The 5,291-nt window shown below is 34.5% G+C and carries 2 protein-coding genes and 1 pseudogene; all 3 read left to right on the forward strand.

All coding sequences use genetic code 11. The annotated features are described in order from the left end of the window. Nucleotides 1–290 (forward strand): annotated as a pseudogene (locus T367_RS25120) (hypothetical protein); the annotation flags it as partial. A gap of 341 nt (nt 291–631) precedes the next feature. Further along, on the forward strand, nt 632–3,319 hold the full coding sequence (locus T367_RS0120030; protein WP_084274502.1) for an AsmA-like C-terminal region-containing protein: 2,688 nt from the start codon (nt 632–634) through the stop codon (nt 3,317–3,319). A 52-nt stretch (nt 3,320–3,371) separates the two neighbouring features. Further along, nucleotides 3,372–4,976, forward strand: a complete 1,605-nt coding sequence (locus tag T367_RS24375) for a sensor histidine kinase (protein WP_051568703.1) — start codon at nt 3,372–3,374, stop codon at nt 4,974–4,976. The last annotated feature ends 315 nt before the right edge of the window (nt 4,977–5,291 follow it).

The raw sequence follows: 5,291 nt of genomic DNA on the forward strand, positions 1-5,291 counted from the left end.
GCATGGTAGAAAGAGTAAATAGAACCATTAAGTCTAATACAATTTTAAAACACTCTTATAATTCATACGACCAGATGCATAAAGATCTCTTTAATTTTATGTGTAACTACAATTTATACAGAAGACATGGCTCACTGAGAAAAGAACTTGATGTTAAAACACCAATTCAAGCAATTTATAAATGGTATCAATTAGAACCTGAAATATTTATTGTAGAACCAAAAAAGTTTGAAAATAAACTACTAAATTTACAAGACAAGATTAATCAACTTCCGTTAACAACCTTGTGAAACTTTACAGTTAGTCTCTAGTTATTAGTTTATAGCGTGTTGCGCGTTGCTGTAGTGGGTAGGAGTGAAAGGCTAGGAAAAATAATTAAATATGACAATTCAAACAAATCTGCGGAAAACAATACCTCCTTTCACATCAAACCATATTTGTAAAAAAAAGTTGTTATACATAAGTAGAAAAATGTCTCAATACTAAGGACTACGGACTCAAGAGTAGCAACTCAAGACTCACAACTCAAGACTTTTCCATCTCGATGGAAACAAACTAACTTTTAAGGGTTGAAAAATCCCGTAACCCATTCGTTTTTTGACGCTATTATAGTCATAACTTTGTGCAAATTATGAAAAGGGGGCTCCGTATTCTCAGAAAAGTCTTTTTCTGGATATTCTTTATTGCACTGTTCTTTGTGACAGTACTTACTGTTGTTTTTCATGTTTACGAGGATGATATTAAGGCTTTTGCGATAAATGAAATCAATAGGAACCTCAAAACAAAGGTTGAGGTAAGGAATATTGAATTGTCTTTTTTAAAAGATTTTCCCAACGCTTCATTAGGCTTTGAGCATGTGTTTATTAAGGATGCTTTTGAACATATTGAAAGTAATGATACCTTATTCTTCGCAAAAGAATTATTGCTTCATTTTAATTTACTTGATATTTATCGGGGGCAATACGAGGTTAAAAAGGCAAGTGTAAAGACCGCCGTGCTTAATTTAAAAACCACGAAAGACGGTGCTGTCAATTACGATATTCTCAATGCGACAAAAGATTCAACATCTGCTGATCAGTTCACATTCAAATTAGCGGCACTGAAGGCGGAGGATTTTAGGTTTAATTTTGCCAATGCATCTACCAATCAGGTTTATGATTTACACCTGAATCATGCCCAAGCGAAAGGTGATTTCACAGCAGAAGAATTTGAATTGTATGCCGTAAGTGATTTAAGGGTTAATGCTTTAAAAAGTGGGTCGTTAAATCTGATTAAAAATAAAAATGCTGTTGTTGATTTAGGCTTGAACATTAACAATATCAATCAATCTTATACTTTTACAAGGGGTGATTTGAGTATTGAAACAATGAATTTTAATATTGGTGGTGTAATAGATTCTGCCGCGATTGATCTTGATGTTAAAGGAAATAAAATTCAGCTCTCAGAGTTTTTTAATAGTGTAATCGATGAAAAACTAGTTGCGGTTAAAAAATACCAAAGTGAAGGATTGGTAGATTTTGACATGAAAATAAAAGGACCATTTTCACGTGTTGAGCTGCCAGCAATTGATGCCAATTTTAAAGTCAATAATGGTTCGTTAATTGAGCCAGAAAATCAATTAAAGATCTATAATATCAATTTAGCAGGAACGTACAATAATGCACAGAAAAAACGACCGGAAAAATTAGACATCAACGATTTTAAATTACAGTTGTTAAACGGATCTATTCAAGGACATTGTTTGGTTGAAGATTTTAGTACACCAACCATTAATAGTAAATTGAATGGTGATATTGATTTGGGTGCGATTCAGCAATTCTTTAAATTCAACAGCATCAAATATTTATCAGGAAGAGCGATTGTTGATCTTTCGTTTGTGATGCAGTTTTTTGATCCACAATACAGGGCAGATAAATTTGAAGTGAAAAAGTCATCAGGTAGTTTACGACTGGAAGGAATGGAATTCCAAAGTGTCAATAGTCAAATTATTTTCCAAGAAATTGCTGGAGATTTCCGTTTGCAGGGCAAGGATGTCGCCGCCAAAGATTTGAAAGTACGAACCCTTAATTCGGACCTTGTTTTGAATGGTGCTTTTAAAAATGTATTTGCTTATCTTGAAGGATCCGGAGGATTGGGTGTGATTGCATCTTTAGAGTCGCAAAAAATAGATTTAAACGAATTTTTAGGACAACAAAAAGTTGATGAAGAAGAAGGACCAATTGAGCAATTCGAATTTCCGGGGAATTTGAATTTGAATGTAGAACTTGAAATTGGAGACTTAAATTGGGATAATCATCATTTTAATACGATTACTGGACAATTTTTAATGGCCAATAGAAAAGCAACAGTGAATAATATTCGAATGAATACATTAGGCGGTTCGGTGATTGGTAAATTAGAAGTACATAATTTATTGGCAGATGGCAATGTAGTGGATGGTAATTTAAAATTCGAACACATCAACCTGAAGCAATTGTTTGAGGAGTGGGAAAACTTTAAGCAAGAATCCATAAAAAGTGAACATATATCAGGTTTTGCGACAGGAGACATTGACATTCTATTATTGTTTAATCCTTACTTTTCAATTATTGAAGAGAAGATATATGCGGTCACTAACCTTGAGATAACAAGCGGTGAATTGGTGAATTTACCTACCATGAAGGCAATAACGGATTATATGCGATCGAACAAGGCGTTGAAATTGATGTTGAACAAGCATATCAATGGTTTTGAGAAGAAATTGCAACATATTAAATTTTCGAATATTGTCAATACTATTGAGATAAAAGACCGCAGAATGACCATTCCGAAAATGAGAATTGAAACCAGCGCAATGGACGTTGAGGTTTCGGGCTGGCACGATTTTGACAATAATATTGATTATCATTTTAGTTTTAGATTCAAAGATTTAAAATCGAAAGTGGAAACATCAGAATTTGGAATAATTGAGGACGATGGACTGGGAATAGTGATTTATTTAACCATGTCAGGGAGTATTGACAATCCGGTGTATAAATTGGATAAGCAAGAACGCCAAGAGGATATAAAAGCGAATATTGAGCAAGACAAAACAGATATTAAATCCATGCTAAAAACAGATTTTGGTCTGTTCAAAAAAGACACGACGATTCAGAAATTAAAAAAAGACAATAAGAATGAAGTTGAGTTTATCTTTTATGATGAAGATTCGGAGAATGATGAGTTTGACGAAGGGCCTAAAAAGAAGAAAAACAAGACCAGATCCTCCAATATTTTTGATAAGTTGAAATCGAACAGCGAGCAAGAAGAAAAGGAACCTCAAATTGAAATTGAGAAATAGAATAATTATAGATTTATTTCGTTTAGTGCAACTGAGCTTTTAGAACAATACAATGGCAAAAATGAATTTATACCATAAAAAACAACGTTATAAGATGACGTTAATCGGATGCGCTATTTTAATGGTCGCCGCCTCATTATGGTTTTCATTCGATATTGTTGACAAGGTAAAGGAAAAAGAGATTGATAGAATTGAGCAGTGGGCCGATGCTGTTAAACGTAAGTCGCAATTGGTCAACCTCACCAATAATACATTCAACGAATTGAGTTCTTCTTTAAATTTGCTTAAAGTAAGAGATCAGCAAAAAGTTGAAATGTGGTTAGTGGCATTAGAAGAAATCAATAAGCCTTCTGATGATTATACTTTTGCTGTAAACATTCTAAGACAAAACAATAATATTCCAATCATTCTGACTGACATGGATGAGAATATTGTTTCAAGTCATAATTTAGATAACCTTGTAACACGGATTAAGGAGAAAATAAATTTTGCGCAGCCAAGCCTAGATAGGCAGGTGTTGGATTCCTTAGTGAGGATCGCAAAACGAGACAGTTTAATCAGTTATATTCCGCGTTGGAAAGAAAACCACGATCCGGTTATTCTAGATATACATGAAGGTGAGCAACAAAAAGCTTTTTATTTTGATTCGCTTTATTTTAAGACTGTAAAATTAGAAGAATTACAAAGGAATCGAGATTCGTTAAGTGAGGCGTTTACCAGAGAGTTAATTGAGAATGATTATTTGGTTCCTGTATTGTTTATGGACCAAGAATCACGTCAGTTAATTGCTTCCAATATTGAGGGATTTGCAACGGAGGACACTACCAATTTAATCAATCAAATAATACTTGCAAACGACTCTATCGAAGTGTTGATAGGGGATAACCAGCGGGGTGTGATTTATTTTGAGTATTCCCCAGAGATTGTTCAAATGGAACTTTTCCCTTTTGTACAGTTCTTTATCATTGGTCTTTTTGTATTGATTGCTTATTTGGTTTTTAGTACGTTTAGAAAAGCCGAACAAGACCAGGTTTGGGTTGGTATGGCGAAAGAAACAGCCCATCAATTAGGAACGCCAATATCATCATTGATGGCATGGAATCAATTGCTCGAAGCTCAAGGAGTGGAGAAGAGTATAACAGACGAAATCGACAAGGATATTGATCGTTTGAATACAGTCACTAACCGTTTTTCAAAAATAGGATCAGAAGCAATTTTAAAGGAAGAGAATATTGTTGAGTTAATCGGAAATTCAATTGATTATTTACGTGTTAGAATTTCTAAAAAAATAGAATTGAATTTTACGTCAGAGCGCGATGAAATAACAGGCATGGCGAATCGGTCATTACTTGAATGGGTCGTGGAAAATATCACCAAGAATGCTGTTGATGCAATGGATGGTACTGGTAAAATTGACATCTCCGTCTCACAAGTCGAAGATCAAATTCGAATTGACATTACAGACAATGGAAAAGGGATTGAGTCGAATAAACTCAAAACTGTGTTCCAGCCCGGTTTCACAACCAAAACGAGAGGTTGGGGCCTAGGACTGTCGTTGGTGAAACGTATTGTAGAGGATTTCCACAAAGGGAAGGTATATGTATTGAAATCGGAAGTAGGGGTAGGAACGACTTTTAGAATTACTTTGAAGGTATAAGTAATATTGAGTCGATAGTCCTTAGATTTAAAATTCAATCCTTTTTCTCCGCAACCTTTTGAAAACCTTGTTGAACTCTGTTGTTAAAATTATTTTTGCAAACATCATGAACACTGCGAATAGCGATTTGACGAAGTTAACCACCAAGTACACGGAGCTCGCACGGAGTTCACAAAGTGTTTATTTCTATAATCCTATTAATCTCAGGCTTATTGCTTTCAAATGTTTCCCGCAGATTTTCGCAGATGTAAAACCGCAGATCGACGCAGATTTAATCTCGTAAATCGATAAGCATTAATGCCAAAATCTACCCAG

It is taken from the genome of Crocinitomix catalasitica ATCC 23190, assembly GCF_000621625.1.
GTDB classification, from domain to species: domain Bacteria; phylum Bacteroidota; class Bacteroidia; order Flavobacteriales_D; family Crocinitomicaceae; genus Crocinitomix; species Crocinitomix catalasitica.